This is a genomic window from Streptacidiphilus sp. MAP12-33, from assembly GCF_041261265.1.
In the GTDB taxonomy this organism is placed as follows: domain Bacteria; phylum Actinomycetota; class Actinomycetes; order Streptomycetales; family Streptomycetaceae; genus Streptacidiphilus.
In genome coordinates, this window is record NZ_JBGCCA010000014.1 from 108,687 (window position 1) to 126,274 (window position 17,588).

The window sequence follows — 17,588 nt, forward strand, 5'->3', positions numbered from 1 at the left end:
GATCACTGATGTGGCAGGCTGCTGACCGCACGCGTTCAACGGGGAGGCAGCGGTGGCAGCTGGTCAGTTCTTGGTCGCCAAGGAGTACCTGAACGATCTGGCGACGGAGTTCCGGCAGGCGGCGGACCGGCTCGCGTCGCTGGCCCCCGCCTTCCAGAGCAACGTCCTGGAGATCGGCGAGGCCTTCGGCGCGCTCGGGGCCTGTACCGGCGCCGCCTCCCAGTACCAGTCGCTCGTCGAGCACACGGCCCACGGTCTCGGGGAGCTGGAGCAGGCGCTGGCCGCGGACTCGGCGGGCCTGGAGCACACGGCGGCACAGTACGACCAGGTGGAGCACTGCAACTCCCGCCTGCTCGGGGGGAACTGATGTACGACATCAACGGTGCGATCGCGGGCAAGGTGGCCCAGGTCCTCTCCCTGCTCAACCTGCCCTGGCCCGGCGGCGACCCGGCCACCCTGCGCGACTTCGCCGGTGAGTGGCGCGCGATGGCGGGTGAGCTGAGCGGCACGGCGGAGCACCTCGACACCCGCGTCGGTCAGGTCGTCGGCACGTACTGGCAGGGTGACGCGGCCGACGCCTTCGAGGCGCACTGGCGGCGCCAGCACCAGGCCATGCGGCAGAGCTCGCAGAACTTCGAGGCGGTGGCCAAGGAGTTGGAGGCCTACGCCGCCGAGGCGGAGCAGATCATTGCGGCGATCGTCGAGATCGCGCTGCAGATCGCCGAGTTCGAGCTGGCTGGGGCGCTGCTGACGGTGGTCACCGCGGGCATCTCGGACGCCGTCGCGGCGGCCGCCTCCGGCGAGCGAGCCTGGAAGATCACGCAGCTGATCGACAAGTTCATCAAGCTGGGCGAGAAGGCCATCAAGGTGATCACGGAGTTGATCAACGACATCCGCAAGCTGGGCGCGATCCCCCGGATCGTCGTGGACGCCCTCAAGAACACCGCGATGAACCTGATGGGCACCCAGCTGAGCGATTTCATGACGGGGCAGGGCCTGATCAAGGGGTCGGACGTGGAGACCGCCGCCCTGGCCGGTGCCGGTGGCAGCATCGGCGGCGCGGCGCTCGAGGGGATCGGCGAGAAGTTCGGCGGTGCGGGCGGCCTCGGGAAGACCGGCAACTTCCTGGTGGGCAAGGGCGCTGACGGAAAGACGCTCACCGGCGCTGCCGCTTTCGGTTCGCGCGCCTTCGGGGGCGGGCTCACCAGCGGCGCCGCAGCCGTCGGCACGGACATCTACGAGGGCAAGGACGCGGGCACGACCATCGCGGACGGGGTGACCTCCACAGTCACCGGCGGCGTCGGCGCCGGCGTCGCCGGCGGCCACACGGTCGACCCGCTGCCGCAGGGTCGCCACGCCAAGCCCCGTGACCCCTACACGCCGATCACCACGGACCTCGGGGCGAACGGATACGTCTACGGTGCGGGCGGCGCTGTCGAGAACGACGTCAACGCCACGAAACCGCCGTCCCAGCAGCAGGGGGCGGACGGGGCCGTGGAGGTCGTCGCGTGAGCAGGCCGATTGTCTTCGCCATCGTGGCGGTGGTGCTGTTCGTGGCCGTGGCAGCGATGATGATCCGAGGGGTCAACAAGACGAGCGAGCGGCAGCGGGAAGCGGCGCTCGCGGGGCGTCCCGGTTGGGAGCCGGCTGACGGGAAGAGCCTGGCCGAGCGCTACCGGCGTGCGACGCCGTTCTCCTTCGCAGAGCGCACCTTCGGCGGGCTGCTGCGCGGTCCGCTGCCCGGTGGGCTACGAGCCGAGACCTTCGCCGTGTTGTTCGGCCAGAACCACGACGCGCGCAATCAGCAGATGACCAGTTGGACCGTCGCCACCGTGGTCTTCCCCTATCCGCTGCCACTGGTCGCCCTCTCCACCACGAACGACCCGCGCGACCGGCAACCCGCCGCCCAGGAGCCCGCGCGCTACCGCGAGGGGACACACGGCCCGGCCTTCGCCGGGCTGCGTGGCTTCGCCACCGACCCTGCGGCCGCCTCGGCGCTGTTCACCCCCGAGGTGCTGGACCGCACCCGGGCGCTCCGCGCCGACTGGCGGATGGACGGGCACGCGCTGATTGCCGTGGTGAAGGAGCAACTGCCCGCCCCGGCCATGATGACGCTGGTCGACAACATGGCCTGGATCGGCGCCCTCCTCCCGGGCGAGGTCCGGGAGACGGCCGCACTGCAGCCGGACCCCTGGCCGGGCCCGACCGCAGAACGACCCGCCTAGCCTTCCGGCGCGCTACCGCGCCGCGTAGTCGTTGACCACGGGCAGGGCCTTGTCCGAGAAGTCGAACATCGCCTGGTTCTCCCAGCCGTCGCCGGACGAGGCGTTCGTCGGGTCCCAGCCGTTGCCGGCCACCGCCGTCCAGGTCGGCTCCCAGTAGAACGCGCCCCAGCCGAGCCCGTTCGGGACGGCCTGGACGATCGACTGGACGTCGCGGAAGTTCGCCGCCTGACCGGCCGGGGTGGCCGGGTAGCCGGCGTCCAGGGTGGTGTTGGTGGAGGTGACCGAGTTGGTCTCGGAGTCGCCGTTGGCCATCGTCCACGGGTAGGCCGTCTCGGCCACGACCACCGGCTTCTTGAAGGTCGCCGCCAGGTCGTCCAGCGTGGTCTGGAGCTGGTCCAGCGGGCCGTGCCAGTAGTCGTAGTAGGAGAGCCCGATCACGTCGAACGGCACGCCGTCGTTGACCGCGTTCTGGTACCAGGCCTTGTCCGTGGCGTCCGCCGCGCCGTTCGCGATGTGCAGCATGATCTTCGTGTTCGGCGCAGCCGCCTTCACGCCGCTGATCCCGGCCTTCAGCAGCGCCGCGAACTGGCCCCAGTTCGCGGTGGAGCCGAGCGACCAGAGCATCCCGGCGTTGACCTCGTTGCCGACCTGCACCATGTCCGGCGCCGTGCCCTGGGCGACCAGATCGCCGACGACCTGCTTGGAGTAGGCGGTCACCTGCGTCTCCAGCTGGGAGAGGTTGTCGCTCGCCCAGGCCGCCGGGACGGTCTGGTGGCCGGGATCGGCCCAGGTGTCGGAGTAGTGCAGGTCCAGCAGCAGGCCCATGCCCTTCGCCTTGACCTGCTTGGCCATTGCCAGCAGTTCGGTCTCGTCGTCGAACCCGTCCGCCGGGTTCACCCAGACGCGCAGCCGCGCGTAGTTCATGCCCGCGTTGCCGAGGACCGTCAGCGCCGACTGCTGCGTGCCGCTGCTGTCGTAGTAGACGCCACCCAGCTCCTGCCCGCGTTCCAGGCTGGAGACGTCACCGCCGCGGATCGGCAGCGAGGCGTAGCCGGAGGTGAGGGTGACGTCGTCGTAGTTGGTCCAGTCGCCGGCGTTGGCGTCGGAGTAGAGGCCGATGGTGCACTGCCCGTTGCTGACGGTCGTGGAGACCACGATCCGCACCCACGCGCCGTCGGCGGTCGGCGGCACGGAGGTCTGCTTGTCGCTGCCGCCGCAGCCGAGCAGACCGATGGTGTCGGTGTTCTGCCCGCCGCCGGAGCGGACCCAGGCGGTGAGCGTGTAGCTGCCGTTGGTCAGGCCGGTGAGTGTCTGGTAGGTCGTGACCTTGTAGGCGCTGGAGGACCAGTGGGTGAGTCGGTAGCTGCCGGAATGGCCGCCGGACTCGGTGTAGGAGGCGGACGAGGTCCCGCTGGTGCTCCAGCCGGTCGGTGTGGCGGTGCCCTTGGCGTCGGTCTCGAACCCGCCGTTGGTGACGGTGCCCGCCGCGTGCGCGGCGGGCGCACTCAACAGGGCGGCGGAGGCGAGCAGGGCGACGGCGGTGGTGCGGGCCAGCGTTCGGCCCAGGAGGTGGCGCATCGTCAACGTCCTCTCTGACGTTGGGATGGTGGGTGGGAGCGTCCCGACGGCGCGACCCTCGGCGCACCGTCGGGACGGATGGCGCGACAGGGCCTAACGTGGGTCCAGTCGCACCACGCGCACCGCGCCCGCCGGGATGCCGAGGCGTCCGGCCACGCGCTCGTCGGTCAGCAGCTCCGTGCCGGGTCGGGGGACCGGCACCTTGGCCTCGACGGGGTTGTGGTTCACGGCGAACAGGTACGCGGCTTCGGGGCCCTCCCGTAGCACCACCTCGACGTCGCGCGGCAGTTCCGCACGATCCGGGAGGCGGGCGTCGGCGCAGGCCAGGGCGAGGACCTCGCCGAGCCGCGCGGGGGAGAGACGGGTGGAGAGGTACCAGGCGGCGCCCGCGCCGCGCAGGTTGCGGGTGACGGCGGGTCCGCCCGCGGCCGGGCCGTCGGCGTAGTGCCAGACCGTCTTGGCACCCTGTGGCACGACCGTCTCGGCCCACACGTCCCCGGTCAGCCGCGCCCCGCCGGTCCGTCCGGCGTCGCCTCCGAGCGCGACTGTCTCGCCGGCGCGCAGCGGCAGGAACTCCTCGACGGTCAGGCCCAGCACGTCCCGCAGCACGCCCGGATGCGGGCCGGGGTGGACGGTGTCGTGCTCGTCGACGATCCCGGAGAAGTAGGAGACGACGAGCGTGCCACCGTTCTCGACGTAGCGGGTCAGGTTCGCGCCCGCGGCTGCCGTGGCCAGGTACAACGCCGGCACGACGACGAGCGGGTAGGCGGAGAGGTCGGCCTCGGGGTGGGCGAAGTCGACCGTCAGGTGCCGGTCGTACAGGGCCTCGTAGAACGCGTCGGCGCGCTCCTCGGCCCGGTGGTCCACGCTCGGGCGCCACTCCAGCGACTGTGCCCACCAGGAGTGCCAGTCCCAGAGCACCGCCACGTCCGCGACCGTCCGGGTGCCGGCGACCTCGCCGAGGCGGGCCAGGTCCGCGCCGAGCTGCCGGACCTCGCGCCAGATCCGGCTCTCCGTGCCCGCGTGCGGCAGCATCGAGCTGTGGAACTTCTCCGCGCCGTAGCGGGAGGCCCGCCACTGGAAGAACATGGCCCCGTCGGAGCCGCGCGCCACATGGGCCAGGCTGTTGCGGGCCAGCTCGCCGGGACGCTTGGCGATGTTGCGCGGCTGCCAGTTGACCGCCCCGGTGGAGTGCTCCAGCAGCAGCCACGGCGCGCCGCCCGCCACGGAGCGGGTGAGGTCGGCGGCCATGGCCAGGTTGACGTGTGTCCGTGCCGCCTCGCCGACCAGGTAGTGGTCGTTGGTGACCAGGTCCACCTCGCCGCCCCACCTCCAGTAGTCGACGCTGCTGCACTGGCTCAGCGCCGTCATGAAGTTGGTGGTGATCGGCGTGCCGGGGGAGAGGCGGTGCAGGATGTCGCGCTCGGTGGTGAAGTTGGCGAGCATCGCGTCGGACGAGAAGCGGGCGAAGTCCAGCTGCTGGGCCGGGTTCCCGGCGGTCGGGGTGCGCAGTGGCGTGCCGATCTGCGTCCACTCGGTGTAGCGCTGGCCCCAGAAGGCGGTGCCCCACGCCTCGTTCAGCCGAGCCAGCCCGTCTCGGCCCTCGCCGTGGCGGGCGCGCAGCCAGCGGCGGAAGTCGGCGGCGGAGACGTCGCAGTAGCAGGCGGAGACGGGCGCGCCGTACTCGTTGTGGACGTGCCACATCGCCAGCGCCGGATGGCCGGCGTAGCGCTCGGCGAGCGCGGTGGTGACGCCGGTGATCGCGGCCCGGTAGGCGGGGGAGCTGTGGCAGATGGCCGCGCGGCCACCGAAGGCGAGCCGTTGGCCGTCCTTGGTGACGGGCAGCGCCTCGGGGTGCCGCTGGTAGAACCAGGCCGGCGGGACGACGGTCGGGGTGCCGAGGTCGGCCGCGATGCCGTTCTCGTGCAGCAGCGCGAGCAGCCGGTCCAGCCAGCCGAAGTCGTACACGCCGGGCTCGGGCTCCAGCAGCGCCCAGGAGAAGATCCCGACGCTCACCATGGTGACGCCCGCCTCGCGCATGAGGGCCATGTCCTCGGCCCAGACGTGCTCGGGCCACTGCTCGGGGTTGTAGTCACCGCCGAACGCGAGGCGGGGGGTGGACGGCATCGGCGTCTCCTGCGTTGCGCTTGTGTGAACGTGCACACCGTAGTGGACGACCGGCATGTTCTGGCAAGTGGGTAGTTGTTGGATTCTGAGCGACGCTACGTCCCATTTGGGGGCCTATTTCAGGGTTTTTCTCGCTGTGGGAGTCCATAGATAACCGCTCGGCAACAAGTCTTGACAGATGTCACGGCGGTTTCCGTACTGTGAACGTTCACAGCGCCCGTGCTGTTCATCCGTGGGAGACCCCATGCTTTCCGACGCCCCCAGAGGCCTCCGCCTCGCCCTCGGCCTCACCTCCGCGGCCGTCGCCGCCACCCTCGTCGCCGGCTGCGGCAGCAGCGGATCCACGAGTGCCGCCCCCTCCTCGTCCGGCCCGGTGCACCTGACCTACTGGGCCTGGGCGCCCGGCCTCGACCAGGTGGCGGCGATCTGGAACAAGTCCCACCCGAACATCCAGGTCACCGTCGAGAAGCAGGCCCAGGGCGACGACCTGCTGACCAAGGTGATCACCGCCGCCAAGGCGGGCAGCGCGCCGGACCTGGTCCAGGCCGAGTACCAGGCCCTGCCGACGCTGGTCAGCAACAACGTCCTCGCCGACATCTCCGCGCAGGACGGCTCGGCCTCGGGGAAGTTCGCACCCGGCATCTGGAAGCAGGTCACCCTCGGCACGGGCGCCGTCTACGCGATCCCGCAGGACAGCGGTCCGCTGATGTTCTACTACCGCACCGACCTGTTCCAGAAGTACGGCCTGACCGTCCCCACCACCTGGGACCAGTTCAGGGCCGACGCCGAGAAGCTGCGCGGCGAGGACTCCTCCAGGTACCTCACCACCTTCTCCGCCAACGACGCCGGCCTCTTCGCCGGTCTGGCCCAGCAGGCCGGCGCACAGTGGTGGACCACCTCGGGCAGCAGCTGGAAGGTCAGCCTCGACGACGCCGCCACACAGAAGGTCGCGAGCTTCTGGGGCGGCCTGGTCAAGGAGGGGGCGATCGACAACCAGCCGATGTACACCCCCGCGTGGAGCAAGGCTCTGGACGACGGCACCCAGCTCGCCTGGGTCAGCGCGGTGTGGGCGCCCGGCGTGCTGAGCAGCAGCGCCCCGTCGGGCAAGGGCAAGTGGGCGATGGCGCCGCTGCCGCAGTGGACAGCCGGTCAGAACGTCACCGGCAGCTGGGGCGGCTCCTCGACGGCCGTCACCGCCGACTCCAGGAACAAGGCCGCGGCCGCGCAGTTCGCGCTCTGGCTGAACACCGACCCGCAGGCCGTCGCCGCGCTGGTCAAGGACTCCTACGTGTACCCGGCCGCGACCGACGCCCAGACCGGTGGCGCGCTGTCCACCGCGCCGGACTACTTCAGCAACCAGCCCGACTTCTACACCCAGGCCGCGAAGATCGCCGCGACGACCGCGCCCGCCGCGTGGGGCCCGAACGTCAACACCGCCTACAGCGCCTTCAAGGACGCCTTCGGCAAGGCCGCGCAGAACAGGACCGACTTCCTCGCCGCGCTGAGCACCGTCCAGCAGACCACCCTCGCCGACATGAAGAGCCAGGGCTTCACCGTCTCCGGCTGACCCTGCGTCACCTCTCGCCCCGGGCGTTCCTGCGCCGCGCCCGGGGCCCTGTCCCCACGATGCTTACGGAGACCCGCATGGCCGCTCGCCGCGTCCGCAGCGCGCCCTACCTCTTCATCGCCCCCGCCGTCCTCGCCTTCACACTGCTGCTGGCCGTGCCGATCGGCTACGCCGTCTACCTGAGCCTGCGCGAGGTGCACATCAGCGGCCTGGGCCTCGGCCCCGGCGCGCGCACCGAGCGTTGGGCGGGCCTGGCCAACTACACCGCCGCGCTGGGCGACCACGAGCTCCTCGCGGGAGCGGGCCGGGTCCTCGTCTACGGCGGGCTGCTGGTGCCGGTCATGCTCGGCCTGGCGCTGCTGTTCGCCCTGCTGCTGGACGCGGACCGGACGCGGCTGCGCGCGTTCTCGCGGATCGCGATCTTCCTGCCCTACGCCGTTCCCGGGGTCGTCGCCACGCTGCTGTGGGGCTTCCTCTACCTGCCGACCACCAGCCCCGGCTACTACGTGTTGCACCAGCTGGGCATGAGCGGCCCGCAACTGCTCCAGGGCAACGGGATGTACGTGGCCCTGGCCAACATCGCCATCTGGGGCGGCACCGGCTTCAACATGATCGTCATCTACACCTCGCTGCGCTCCATCCCGGCGGAGCTCTACGAGGCCGCGCGTCTCGACGGCGCGAGCGAGCTGCAGATCGCGCGGCGGATCAAGATCCCGATGGTGCTGCCCTCGCTCGTGCTCACCTTCTTCTTCTCGCTCATCGCGACGCTCCAGGTCTTCGCCGAGCCGATGAACCTCAAGCCGCTGACCAACGGCATCTCCTCCACCTGGAGCCCGCTGATGAAGGTCTACCGCGACGCCTTCGTCCGCGGCGACATCTACTCCGCCTCGGCGACCTCCGTGGTCATCGCCGCCGTCACCCTGGCCGTCTCCTTCGGCTTCCTCAAGCTCGCCGGCCGCCGCGCCTACGGGGAGGACACCACCTCATGAGCACCCTGACCACCACCCCCCGGCGCACCCGCAAGGGCGGCTGGATACCCACCGTCGGTCTGCTCGTCGGCGCCGCCTACACGCTGCTCCCGGTGCTGTGGGTGCTGATCGCCTCCACCAAGAGCATCAGCCAGCTCTTCTCCACCTTCACCCTGTTGCCCGGCACCGGCCTCCTCACCAACCTGCACCAGCTCTCCGCCTACCGCGGCGGCGAGTTCTGGCAGTGGATGCTCAACTCCGCCCTCTACGCCGGGGTCGGCGGCGCGCTGTCCGCGCTGCTGTCCGGCGTCACCGGCTACGCGCTGGCCAAGTACCGCTTCGCGGGACGTGCCGCGATCTTCAACATCCTGCTGGCGGGCGTGCTGATGCCGCCGGTCGTGCTGGCTGTGCCGCAGTACCTGCTCTTCGCCAAGGCCGGGTTGGCCGACAGCTACTGGTCCGTCCTGCTGCCCAGCGTCATCAGCCCCTACGGTATCTACCTGGCCCGTATCTACGCCGCCGGCGCGATCCCGGACGACGTGCTGGAGGCGGGCCGGATGGACGGCACCGGCGAGTGGCGGCTGTTCCGCTCGGTCGCGCTGCCGATGATGGCTCCGGGCCTGGTCACCGTCTTCCTCTTCCAGTTCGTGGCCATCTGGAACAACTTCCTGCTGCCTTTCGTGATGCTCGGCGACGACCACAAGTTCCCGGTCACCGTCGGCCTCTACACGCTGCTGCTGCAGGGCGCGAACGCCCCGTCGCTGTACACGCTGGTGATCACCGGGGCGCTGCTGTCGGTGCTGCCACTGATCGCGCTCTTCCTCTCGCTCCAGCGCTTCTGGCGGCTCGATCTGCTCTCCGGGGCCGTAAAGTCCTGAGCAGCGCCGACCCCCGTTCCTGTGACCACTCGTCAGAAAGCTCTCCATGACCGACCCCGAGGCCACCCCCGCCCGACGCCGACCGCCGACGATCCACGACGTCGCGCGCGAGGCGGGGATATCGCGCGGCACGGTCTCCCGTGTGCTCCAGGGCGGCCACAACGTCAGTCCGGAGGCTTTGAAGGCGGTCAACGCGGCGATCAAGAAGACGGGCTACGTCGTCAACCGGCACGCCCGCAGTCTGGTCACCCAGCGCTCGGACTCGGTGGCCTTCCTGCTGACGGAACCGCAGGACCGCTTCTTCGAGGACCCCAACTTCGGCCACCTGCTGCGCGGCTGCACGGCGGCGCTGGCCGAGCACGACATCCCGCTGTTGCTGATGATCGCCGGCACGGAGGAGGAGCGGCGCCGGATAGGGCGCTACATCACCTCCGGGCACGTCGACGGGGTGCTGCTGGTCTCCTCCCACTCGGGCAACCCGATGGTGGAGCTGCTCCAGGAGGCCCGCATGCCCGTCGTCGCCTGCGGCAAGCCGCTCGGCCACGCGACCGCCACCCCTTACGTCGCGGCCGACGACCGCGAGGGCGCACGGCAGTTGGTGCGGCACCTGGTGCAGGGCGGGCGCCGCCGGGTCGCCACCATCACCGGCCCCCTGGACACGCCCGGCGGCGTGGACCGCCTCTCCGGCTACCGCGAGATGCTGGCCGAGGCGGGCCTGGGCTACGACCCGGCCCTGGTCGTCGAGGGCGACTACAGCCGCGCGAGCGGCAGCGCCGGCATGGACGCGCTGCTGCGGCAGGCCCCGGACCTGGACGCGGTCTTCGTCGCCTCCGACCTGATGGCCGACGGCGCGCTCGCCGCGCTGGACCGCACGGGCCGCCGCGTGCCGCAGGACGTCGCGGTCGGCGGCTTCGACGACTCCGCCGTGGCCGCGTCGACGCGTCCCTCGCTGACGACGGTCCGTCAGCCGTGGGAGCGGATCAGCGGTGAGATGGTCCGCGTGCTGCTGGACCTGATCGCGGGCCGCCCGCCGGCGTCGGTGATCCTGCCGACGGAGCTGGTGCGCAGGGAGTCGGCGTAGGGAGTCGGCGCAGGGCGGGGCCGGACGGGTGGAATCGGCGGGCGAGCGGGCTCGGGGCGCGGGGTGACGGTGATGATCCCGGAAAGGTCACCTCACCACACGAACGGACAAGCTGCCCGCCATGCGCCCTGCCTCCGCCCGCCGACTCGCCTCCGCCCTGCTCGCGCTCGCCGCGCTCACCCCCGCCGTCCTGGCCGCCCCGTCGGTCCAGGCCGCGCCACGGACGACGGTCCATCCGTCCGTCCAACGGTCGGCGGACGACTGTCCGCTCGACCCCGTGCTGGCCGCCCGTCTCGACAAGGCGATCGAGGCGGTCCGTAAGGAGACCGGCACCCCGGGCGTCACCGTGGGCCTGTGGATGCCGGGCCGGGGCACCTACCTGCGCTCGTTCGGGGTGGCCGACAAGGCCACCGGTGCGCCGATGCGGCCCGATCTGTTCATGCGGATCGGCAGCGAGACCAAGACGTTCACCGCGACCGCCGTGCTGGAGCTGGTCGACCAGGGCCTGGTCAAGCTGGACGACCCGATCGGCGACTACATCCGCGGTGTGCGGAATGGGCGGAAGATCACGATCCGTCAGCTGCTGGAGATGCGCAGCGGTCTGTTCTCCTACACCTTCGACAAGGCCTTCCAGACGGCCCTGCTCACGAACCCGACCCGGTCGTTCACCCCGCAGCAGCTGCTCGCCTACTCCCACAGCCACAAGAACCTCTTCGCGCCGGGGGCGAGGTTCGACTACTCCAACACCAACTACGTCCTGCTCGGCCTGCTGGTGGAGAAGCTGGGCCGGATGCCGCTCGCCGACTTCATCCGCGAGCGGGTACTGAAGCCCTCCCACCTGGACCACTCCTTCCTCCCGGTCGGAGCCGAGTTCCCCTCGCCGCACGCGCACGGCTACACCAACCAGACGCTGTCCGGTGCCGTCGAGGACAGCACGCACTGGAACCCCAGCTGGGGCTGGGCGGCCGGAGCGATGATCTCCGACCTGCGTGACCTGCACCTGTGGGCCAAGGAGGCCGCGACCGGCACCCTGCTCTCGCCCGCCACGCAGGCCCAGCGGCTGAAGTTCATCCCCGTCGGGGACCCCTCCGGCCTCGGCTACGGCCTGGGCCTCCTCACCAGCCACGGCTGGCTCGGCCACAACGGCTCCCTGCCCGGCTACGAGAGCGTCACCGTCTACCTGCCGCAGCAGGACGCCACGCTGGTGATCCTGCTCAACACCGACGTCCTCCACAACGGCGCGGAGCCCAGCACGCTCTTCGCCACCGCTGTCACCGCGATCGCCACCCCGTCGAACGTCTACGGCGCGCCGAGCCAGCGCTGACCCGCCCGCGCGGCCCGCTCCAGCTCCGCCGGCTCCGAGCCGGACGCCATCCACGACCCGCCGAACCAGGGCTGACCCGCCCAGGGGCTCCTGGGCGTCAGAAGCCGAAGTCCTGGGTCCACCACGGGCCGCCCGCGCCGTAGAAGACGCCGACGCCGAGGGAGTGGTAGGCACAGTCGAGGATGTTGGCGCGGTGGCCCGGGCTGTTGAGCCAGGCGGTCATGACCGCGTCCGGGGTCTGCTGGCCGCGGGCGATGTTCTCGCCACCCAGGTTGGTGATGCCGAGGGCGCGGGCGCGGTCCCAGGGGGTGTGGCCGTCCGGGTCGGTGTGGGAGAAGAAGCCGCGGGCCGCCATCTCGCGGCTGAAGGACTGGGCCAGCTCCGTCAGGGCCGGGGAGGCGCTCAGCGCCCCGCAGCCGTGCTGGGCGCGCGCGGTGTTCACCAGGGCCAGCACGGCGGCCTCGTCCGTGCCGGTCCCGGCGGAGACCGAGGCGGAGACGGAGGGCGAGGCCGAAACCGACGCGCTCGCCGTCGCGGACGGGCTCGTGGACGGGGGTGCGGACGTGGGCGTGCTCGACACGGACCACGTCGCCGTGGGTACCGCCGGGGTCGACGGTCGGCTGCCCGTCGGGTGCGCGCCGATCGGCACGGGACGCGCGCGGGTGCTCGACGCGGTGGCGGTGGGGGTACCGACCGCGCCGGCCGGGTCGCCCGCCACGGTGACGCCCGGGGACATGCCCGGCGGCATCGGCAGTGCGCCGCTCAGGACGACGCCCACCCCCGCCGCCGCGGCCGTCGCCACCGCGGCCAGGACCGCTCTGGCCGGCCCACGCCGACGTGGTGACCCGCGGTGTCCACGGTGTCCGCCCCGCTGGGGGCTGCGCGCATGACGCGACACGACCGTCGCCCTCCCCGCCCCCGACTCGCCAACTCGCCCCACTCGTCCGACTCGCCCGTCCGAGTGATGGCTCAGGACTGTAGGGCATCGCCGGGCAGGAGCGGGAGCGGTGGCGCAGAGTGCCGGTGAGAGACTGGCCCACATGAGTGCAGAGGTTCGGATGACCGCCTGGGTGCGCGGCAAGGTGCAGCAGGTCGGCTTCCGCTGGTGGACCCGCTCCCGCGCTCTGGAGGTCGGCCTGACCGGCTACGCCTCCAACCTCGGGGACGGCCGGGTCCAGGTTGTCGCCCAGGGCACCCGTGAGCAGTGCGAACAGCTGCTGGACCTGCTGCGGCACGGCGACACGCCCGGCCGGGTTGACGGGGTCACCGAGCTGTGGGGGAGCGTCGACAGCGCGTACGACGGCTTCGCCATCCGCTGAGTCGATCCGGGGCATCGCCGCAGGCCGGAAGTATTTCCCGGCTGTTGCGCATTGGGCTGTCGCGTGGTTGACTGCGCACCAACGAAGTCGCCGTGCCACGCAGCGTGACATATCCGCCGCGTCCGTCGGACGACTCAGGTAGCACGCTGTGATCGTGTTGACCGTCTGCGCGTTTGGTGAGACGCTGGAAACCCGCGCACCCGTACGTCCGCTCAGGGCTGATCGGCCCCGTACAGCCTTGCTCGGGCACGCGTTCCGGTGCGGCCCACCTCACACGACCCCAATCGCGGTCGGTCACTCAGCGTGGAGGACCATCCATCATGGCAAAGGCGCTTCTCGGTTACGTCGGCGGACCCGACCCCCGACTGCTCGCCGAGATGCGACGTCTCCAGCAGCGTGTCCAGGACCTGGAATCCGAGCTCATCCGTATCCAGGCCGAAAACGATGCGCTGCAGGCCGTCGCGGACCACGAGCAGCTGCTCCGCATGGACGCAACCCAGCCGGTGCTTGCCTGAACCTGACCTTTCCGCGTAGGTCAGGAACAGTCGGCATCGTCACTGGATAGTGCAAGGGACGCCTCCCCGGCGTCCCTTCGTCGTTCCCCGGCCCTGTTGCTCTGTTCGCCCCCACATGGTTGACCCCTCAACCGCGATATGCCCCTTACTCATGCGCACGAAACCGAGCCGTCACCGGGCTCGGAGGGTGCCGGCGGTTAGGGTGTCCCCGAGTCGTGGGACAGGAGGTCGGGCCGGTGCATCTGAAGAGCCTCACGCTGCGCGGGTTCAAGTCCTTCGCCTCCGCGACGACCCTGCGCTTCGAACCGGGCATCACCTGCGTCGTCGGCCCCAACGGCTCCGGCAAGTCCAACGTCGTGGACGCGCTCAGCTGGGTCATGGGCGAGCAGGGCGCGAAGTCGCTGCGCGGCGGCAAGATGGAGGACGTCATCTTCGCCGGCACGACCGGCCGCGCGCCGCTCGGCCGCGCCGAGGTCGCGCTCACCATCGACAACACCGACGGCGCGCTGCCGATCGAGTACGCCGAGGTCACCATCTCGCGGACGATGTTCCGCAACGGCGGCAGCGAGTACGCCATCAACGGCGACACCTGCCGCCTCCTCGACATCCAGGAGCTGCTCTCCGACTCCGGCATCGGCCGGGAGATGCACGTCATCGTCGGCCAGGGCCAGCTCGACTCCGTCCTGCACGCCGATCCGATGGGCCGCCGGGCCTTCATCGAGGAGGCGGCCGGCGTCCTCAAGCACCGCAAGCGCAAGGAGAAGGCGCTGCGGAAGCTGGACGCGATGCAGGCGAACCTGACCCGCGTGCAGGACCTGGTCGGCGAGCTGCGGCGGCAGCTGAAGCCGCTCGGACGGCAGGCCGCGATCGCCCGCCGGGCGGCGGTGATCCAGGCCGACCTGCGCGACGCGCGGCTGCGGCTGCTCGCCGACGACCTGGTGACGCTGCGCAAGACGGTCGAGGAGGAGATCGCCGACGAGATGGCGCTGCGGTTGCGCCGCGGCGGCGTGGAGGAGGAGCTGACCCGGCTGCAGCAGCGCGAGGCGGTGCTGGAGGCGCAGGTCGCGCAGCTCGGCCCGGCCGTGGAGCTGGCCCAGCAGACCTGGTTCGACCTCTCCTCGCTCGCGGAACGGGCCCGGGGGACCATCGGCCTGGCCGAGGCCAAGGTCCGGCACGCCCGCTCCCCGCAGGGCGAGGAGAGGCGCGGCCGCGACCCCGAGGACATGGAGCGCGAGGCCGCGCGGATCCGCGAGCAGGAGGCGGAGCTCGCGGAGGCGCTGGAGGAGGCGCAGTACGCGCTCGCGGAGACCGTGGAGCGGCGCGCGGAGCTGGAGCGTGAGCTCCAGGCCGAGGAACAGTCGCTCCGGGCCGCGGCCCGTGCGCTGGCCGACCGCCGCGAAGGGCTGGCCCGCCTGCAGGGCAAGGTCGCGGCGGCGCGCTCGCGCGCGTCCGGCTCCGCGGCGGAGATCGGCCGCCTCGCCGAGGCGCGCGACGCCGCGCTGGAGCGCGCGGCGGCCGCGCAGGAGGAGTACGAGACCCTCCAGGCCCAGTCCGACACCCTGGACACCGCGGACGAGGCCCGCGACGCGGAACACGCCGCGCTTCGCGCCTCCCTCGCCGCCGCCGAGGAGGCCCAGTCCGGCGCCCGCGACTCCCTCGCCACGGCGGACCGCGAGCACGCGGCCGTGACTGCCCGCCGTGACGCTCTGGCGCTGGCCCTGCGCCGCAAGGACGGCACGGCCGCGCTCCTCTCCGCCACCGACCGCCTCGCGGGCCTCCTCGGCCCGGCTGCGGGCCACCTCACGATCGCTCCGGGCATGGAGACCCCCGTCGCCGCCGCCCTCGACCGCGCGGCGGACGCCGTGGCGGTCTCCTCCCTCACCACCGCTGCCGACGCCCTCCGCCTCCTCCGCAAGGACGACTCCGGCCGCGCGGCCCTCCTCATCGCCACCCCACCCCCGGTCCCGGCGGGTGGATTCGCCGGCGCGGGTGGTTCGGTCGGCTCGGCGCAGGCGGCTGCGCCCACCCCGGTCCCGGCGGGTGGCTCTTCCGGGCTTCCCGCAGGGGCGGTGGCGGCGGCCGGGCTGGTGTCGGGGCCGGGGGAGCTGGTCGGGGCTGCGCGGGCGTTGTTGCGTGGGTACGTCGTGGTGGACGGCTTGGCCGAGGCGGAGGCCGTGGTCGCCGCGCGGCCCGACCTGGTCGCCGTGACCGCCGAAGGCGATGTGCTCGGGGCCGCGTACGCCTACGGCGGGTCCGCCGGGGCGCCGAGTGTGCTGGAGACGCAGGCCGCCGTCGACGAGGCCGTGGCCACGCTGGAGGCGCTCGGCGTGCGGCGGCAGGCGCTGCGCGTGGAGCTGGAGGAGGCGACCGCGCAGCGGAAGGCGCTGGCCGCGCGGGTCGAGGAGGTCGCCGTCGTGCGGCGGGCCGCCGAGAAGGAGAAGGCCGCGGTCGCCCAGCAGGTCGGACGCCTCGCCGGGCAGGCGCGTGGCGCGGCCGGAGAGGCCGAGCGGCTCGCGGCGGCCGCCGCCAAGGCGGAGGACGCCCAGGAGCAGGCCGCGATGGAGCTCGCCGAGCTCGAGGAGCGGCTGCTCGTCGCCGAGGAACTGCCCGCCGACGAGGAGCCGGACACGGACCGTCGCGACCGCCTGGCCGAGGAGGCGACCTGCACCCGCGCCGCCGAGATGGAGGCCCGGCTGTCCGTGCGCACGCACGAGGAGCGCGTCCGCGGTCTCGCGGGGCGCGCCGACGGCCTGGACCGCGCCGCCCGCGCCGAGCGGGAGACCCGGGCCCGCGCCGCCGCGCGCGCTGCTCGCGCCGCGCACGACGCCCAGGTCGCGACCGCCGTCGCCGACGGCGCGCGGCAGCTGCTGGCCCATGTCGAGCACTCCCTCGGCGAGGCAGCCGGCGCCAAGTCCACCGCCGAGCAGGACCGTGCCGCCCGCGACGCCGAGCTGACCCGCGAGCGCGCCCGCAGCCGCGAGCTGAAGGCCGAGCTCGACAAGCTCACCGACTCCGTCCACCGTGACGAGGTGCTCCGCGCCGAGAAGCGGCTGCGTATCGAGCAGCTGGAGAGCAAGGCGCTGGAGGAGCACGGCATCGAGTCCGCCGCGCTGCTCGCGGAGTACGGCCCGGACCAGCTCGTCCCGCCGCCGCTCCCCGTCGAGGGCGAGGAACCGACCGACGAGGAGCCGCAGCCCCGTCCCTACAGGCGCGCCGAGCAGGAACGCAGGCTCAAGGCCGCCGAGAAGGCCTACACCCAGCTCGGCAAGGTCAACCCGCTCGCGCTGGAGGAGTTCGCCGCGCTGGAGGAGCGCCACCAGTTCCTCTCCGAGCAGCTGGAGGACCTCAAGTCCACCCGCCGCGACCTGCTGACCGTCGTCAAGGAGGTCGACGAGCGGGTCGAGCAGGTCTTCACCGCCGCGTACCACGACACGGCGCGTGAGTTCGAGGGCGTCTTCTCCCGGCTCTTCCCCGGCGGAGAGGGCCGGCTGATCCTCACCGACCCGGACAACATGCTGACCACCGGCGTCGAGGTGGAGGCCCGCCCGCCGGGCAAGAAGGTCAAGCGTCTCTCGCTGCTCTCCGGCGGCGAGCGCTCGCTCACCGCCGTCGCCCTGCTGGTCTCGATCTTCAAGGCACGCCCCAGCCCGTTCTACGTCATGGACGAGGTCGAGGCCGCGCTCGACGAGACCAACCTGCGGCGCCTGATCGCGATCATGGAGGAGCTGCGGGACAACTCGCAGCTGATCGTGATCACCCACCAGAAGCTGACGATGGAGTGCGCCGACGCCCTCTACGGCGTCTCGATGCGCGGCGACGGCATCTCCCAGGTGATCAGCCAGCGCCTGCGTGACGAACCCCGCAAGCCGCCGCGTCAGCTGCGCCGGGCCGAGCCGGTGCGAGAGCCGGCGCAGGCCCAGACGGAGGCCCAGACGGAGGCGCAGGTGGAGGCACCGTCGGCGGAGGCGTTGGAGCAGACGGCGGACGCTTCCGAGTAACGCCCCGG

General features: G+C 72.0%; 14 protein-coding genes. 11 read left to right on the forward strand and 3 right to left on the reverse strand.

Annotation, left to right across the window (positions count from 1 at the left end):
• Nucleotides 1-52: 52 nt before the first annotated feature.
• From ABH931_RS16200 to ABH931_RS16210, 3 genes are read left to right on the forward strand one after another with little or no spacing between them, the layout of a single operon-like run.
• Nucleotides 53-367 carry a type VII secretion target gene (locus tag ABH931_RS16200; RefSeq protein ID WP_370113708.1) on the forward strand — a complete coding sequence of 105 codons (315 nt, stop codon included), beginning with the start codon at nt 53-55 and terminating at the stop codon, nt 365-367.
• A complete protein-coding gene (locus ABH931_RS16205; protein ID WP_370113710.1) occupies nt 367-1,512 on the forward strand; it encodes a WXG100 family type VII secretion target in 1,146 nt (381 codons plus the stop codon). The genes ABH931_RS16200 and ABH931_RS16205 overlap by 1 nt, the downstream gene beginning before the upstream one ends.
• Complete coding sequence (locus tag ABH931_RS16210) at nt 1,509-2,225, forward strand: hypothetical protein (protein WP_370113712.1); 717 nt, start codon at nt 1,509-1,511, stop codon at nt 2,223-2,225. The genes ABH931_RS16205 and ABH931_RS16210 overlap by 4 nt, the downstream gene beginning before the upstream one ends.
• Nucleotides 2,226-2,237: 12 nt before the next feature.
• Here ABH931_RS16210 and ABH931_RS16215 read toward each other — a convergent pair whose 3' ends face one another.
• Together ABH931_RS16215 and ABH931_RS16220 are read right to left on the reverse strand one after the other, a co-directional pair.
• On the reverse strand, nt 2,238-3,803 hold the full coding sequence (locus ABH931_RS16215) for a glycosyl hydrolase 53 family protein (RefSeq protein WP_370113714.1): 1,566 nt from the start codon (nt 3,801-3,803) through the stop codon (nt 2,238-2,240).
• 93 nt (nt 3,804-3,896) lie between these two features.
• Nucleotides 3,897-5,930 (reverse strand): beta-galactosidase, encoded by a 2,034-nt coding sequence (locus ABH931_RS16220; RefSeq protein ID WP_370113716.1) that lies wholly within the window; start codon nt 5,928-5,930, stop codon nt 3,897-3,899.
• A 244-nt stretch (nt 5,931-6,174) separates the two neighbouring features.
• Here ABH931_RS16220 and ABH931_RS16225 point away from each other — a divergent pair, with 244 nt between their 5' ends.
• From ABH931_RS16225 to ABH931_RS16245, 5 genes are all read left to right on the forward strand, one after another.
• Nucleotides 6,175-7,497, forward strand: a complete 1,323-nt coding sequence (locus ABH931_RS16225) for an ABC transporter substrate-binding protein (protein ID WP_370113718.1) — start codon at nt 6,175-6,177, stop codon at nt 7,495-7,497.
• A gap of 77 nt (nt 7,498-7,574) precedes the next feature.
• Nucleotides 7,575-8,486 (forward strand): carbohydrate ABC transporter permease, encoded by a 912-nt coding sequence (locus ABH931_RS16230; RefSeq protein WP_370113720.1) that lies wholly within the window; start codon nt 7,575-7,577, stop codon nt 8,484-8,486.
• Entirely contained in the window at nt 8,483-9,343 is an 861-nt protein-coding gene (locus tag ABH931_RS16235; protein ID WP_370113722.1) for a carbohydrate ABC transporter permease, read from the forward strand. Before ABH931_RS16230 ends, ABH931_RS16235 begins: the two co-directional genes overlap by 4 nt.
• 46 nt (nt 9,344-9,389) lie before the next feature.
• On the forward strand, nt 9,390-10,424 hold the full coding sequence (locus tag ABH931_RS16240) for a LacI family DNA-binding transcriptional regulator (RefSeq protein ID WP_370113724.1): 1,035 nt from the start codon (nt 9,390-9,392) through the stop codon (nt 10,422-10,424).
• Nucleotides 10,425-10,545: 121 nt separating this feature from the next.
• The gene (locus ABH931_RS16245) at nt 10,546-11,748 is read left to right on the forward strand and encodes a serine hydrolase domain-containing protein (RefSeq protein ID WP_370113725.1); all 1,203 of its coding nucleotides are present in this window, start codon (nt 10,546-10,548) and stop codon (nt 11,746-11,748) included.
• A gap of 97 nt (nt 11,749-11,845) precedes the next feature.
• On the opposite strand, the gene ABH931_RS16250 is transcribed toward ABH931_RS16245, so the two are convergent.
• Entirely contained in the window at nt 11,846-12,550 is a 705-nt protein-coding gene (locus tag ABH931_RS16250) for a CAP domain-containing protein (RefSeq protein ID WP_370113727.1), read from the reverse strand.
• A 238-nt stretch (nt 12,551-12,788) separates the two neighbouring features.
• On the opposite strand from ABH931_RS16250, the gene ABH931_RS16255 reads away from it, so the two are divergent.
• The 3 genes from ABH931_RS16255 (at nt 12,789) to smc (ending at nt 17,580) form a co-directional block, all read left to right on the forward strand.
• Nucleotides 12,789-13,067 carry an acylphosphatase gene (locus ABH931_RS16255; RefSeq protein WP_370113729.1) on the forward strand — a complete coding sequence of 93 codons (279 nt, stop codon included), beginning with the start codon at nt 12,789-12,791 and terminating at the stop codon, nt 13,065-13,067.
• A 320-nt stretch (nt 13,068-13,387) separates the two neighbouring features.
• Nucleotides 13,388-13,582 (forward strand): hypothetical protein, encoded by a 195-nt coding sequence (locus tag ABH931_RS16260; RefSeq protein WP_370113731.1) that lies wholly within the window; start codon nt 13,388-13,390, stop codon nt 13,580-13,582.
• A 236-nt stretch (nt 13,583-13,818) separates the two neighbouring features.
• On the forward strand, nt 13,819-17,580 hold the full coding sequence (smc, locus tag ABH931_RS16265) for a chromosome segregation protein SMC (RefSeq protein WP_370113733.1): 3,762 nt from the start codon (nt 13,819-13,821) through the stop codon (nt 17,578-17,580).
• The last annotated feature ends 8 nt before the right edge of the window (nt 17,581-17,588 follow it).